The organism is Azospirillum terrae (genome assembly GCF_053470425.1).
The window spans coordinates 1-2,616 of sequence record NZ_JBPXMR010000040.1 but is presented as its reverse complement, the minus strand read 5'-3'; the positions used below and the strand labels follow the sequence as shown (position 1 = coordinate 2,616).

1 protein-coding gene is annotated in these 2,616 nt (G+C 35.5%); it reads left to right on the top strand.

Annotated elements, in window-relative coordinates; translation table 11 throughout:
- Window positions 1–848 precede the first annotated feature (848 nt).
- Window positions 849–2,612, top strand: a complete 1,764-nt coding sequence (gene ltrA, locus ACSVDD_RS29820) for a group II intron reverse transcriptase/maturase (protein WP_510167023.1) — start codon at window positions 849–851, stop codon at window positions 2,610–2,612.
- Window positions 2,613–2,616 lie beyond the last annotated feature (4 nt).

The window sequence follows — 2,616 nt, the reverse complement described above, 5'->3', positions numbered from 1 at the left end:
GATATAAACGAAATAATGAGCTATAAAAAAATTAAAGTATAATGAATCCATCTGTAATCCTTCCGTTAGGTAGCTGGTTCTCATTTAATAAGATTATGAAATTATGTACTGCGCGAAACGTTTCCTTATAAGTGCCAAAGCACGAAATAGGAGAATTGCTATTAAGCAATTATAACTGATTAATTGAAACTCGGAATGAAAGCCGTCATGTTGAGCTGAAGCGAGTTATCTGATCCTCCTACATGCACATAATGATAGTAGTTAGAATGTGTATGAAGCTAGGTAAAGTCGGCTGAAATGGACCTAAGTTGCTTATCTAGAATATGGTTTGTGATAGGCCGGGATGCTACAAAATATCTATGGCGAGAATGTCCAACTGGACTGACGAACTTGCGAATGTACGGGTCTAGAAATTAATACGCTCGAAAGGCGTATGTTGCGAACGCAGCGTCAAACACCGGAAAGTACGAGTAGTGTATAGGAACTTCGGGATATCCAACAAATGAGGATATAGGTTGGCAGGCTTAAAGTGAGCACCTACGGATATATGTAAAGCTAGGTTAATCGGAACGTTGTAAGTAAGAAACATCCACTATTAAACGACTACTATCGGGATGGTGTCTATAAGATGATTTATTTAATCGAAGTGACTTTACTCTTGCGAAAGTAGGGATACAGTACCGTTGAAGCGTGTAACGAACGTGGAGGGATAGTCCCAAGTCTTCTCTTTGAAAACTAACATAACTAAATGAAACTCACAGGGTCGAGTAAGATGATGGGATTTTCCGCAAGGAAGGAGAAACAATCCATCGGTGAGTACAGCTTTACGACATGCAGAATATTACGGTATGCAAGACATATTTGATGACCTTTATGAGCGAAGTAAAAACAATGCTACCAAGGGTTTAAGGCTATATGAACATATCATATCGAAAGACAATATCTTACTAGCCTTTCGGAACATTAAAGCGAATACAGGTTCAAAAACAGCTGGAACTGATGGCATCACGATTGACCAATACAAGATTGAAAACGCTGATGAATTTATTGAGGAAATTCGAAAAGCATTACAGAATTATAAAGCTCAAACGGTACGAAGGGTTGAGATACCCAAACCCAATGGAAAGAAGCGTCCATTAGGTATTCCAACTATGAGAGATAGACTAATTCAACAGATGTTCAAACAAGTATTAGAGCCAATATGTGAAGCTCAATTTTATCACCATTCATATGGTTTTAGACCAAATAGGTCAACTCATCATGTAATGGCTAGATGTCAGTTCTTAGTCAATAATGTGAAGTTGCATCATGTAGTAGACATTGATATACAAGGTTTCTTTGACAACGTGAGCCATTCAAAGTTAATTAAACAAATGTACAGTATAGGAATACGGGATAAAAGAGTTTTAACGATTGTTTCGAGAATGCTAAAAGCACCAATCAAAGGTATTGGTGTTCCAACTAGAGGAACTCCGCAAGGAGGAATCCTGTCTCCTCTTTTATCAAACATTGTTTTAAATGACTTAGATTGGTGGATAGCTAACCAATGGGAATGCCTAAAAACAAAACATGTTTACGCGACCAATAGTAAGACAAGAGCGTTAAGGAAAACGAATCTTAAACAAATGTATATCGTTAGATATGCAGATGATTTTAAGATTTTCACAAATTCTCATCAATCAGCTATCAAAATATTTCACGCTACCAAGGAATACTTAAAAAATCAGCTAAACCTTGATATATCAACCGAGAAATCAGCGATTACTAATCTTAGAAAGAGGAAATCTGATTTTCTGGGTTTTTCTCTTAAAGCAGTAACCAAGCGTAATAAATACGTTGCCAATACACACGTTATGGATAATAAGATGAAAAATATACTAGAAAAACTTAGATATTTAATTCGCGAAATCCAAAATAAGCCAACACCGCATACTGTCATGGATTATAACGCTTATATTCTCGGAATAAAAAATTACTTCAAGGTTGCGACTCATATCAATAAAGATTTTGGGGAAATAGCCTATCGTCTATTGAAAACCATGTATAATCGTCTAAAACCAATTGGCAAATATGGAAAACCTATAAAGCCATCAGAAACATACAAGAGACTTCATAAGAATAATTTCAGAACATATAAAATTGCTGGTGCATATTTATTTCCATTAGGAGATATTCAAACAAAGAATGCCCTGAACTTCAGTCAAGATATTTGTAATTATACAAATGAAGGAAGGCTTAAACTTCATCAAAATCTTAGAGCTGACGTTGCCATAGAAATAAACAAAATGTTAAAAATACCTTACGGCAAGGACAATCTAGAAATTGCAGATAACAGAATTTCAAGGTACTCAATGCAATTAGGAATATGTGCAGTAACAGGGGAATTTTTAACATCTAATCAGGTACACTGTCATCATAAGTTACCCCGACATTTGGGAGGTACAGATGAGTTTAATAATCTTGTAATTGTGCATAAAGATGTCCATAGATTAATCCATGCCACAAGTGAAAAGACGATGGAACGATATAGGAACATTCTTCAATTGGATGGAAAACAATTAAAGAAGATAAACCAATTTCGTAAAGTTTGTAATTTAGTTGCTTTAGTCTAAAGGA

Excerpts from the sequence above, each read along its gene's own strand:
- ltrA (WP_510167023.1), top strand. The coding sequence starts at position 849 with ATGCAAGACATATTTGATGACCTTTATGAGCGAAGTAAAAACAATGCT.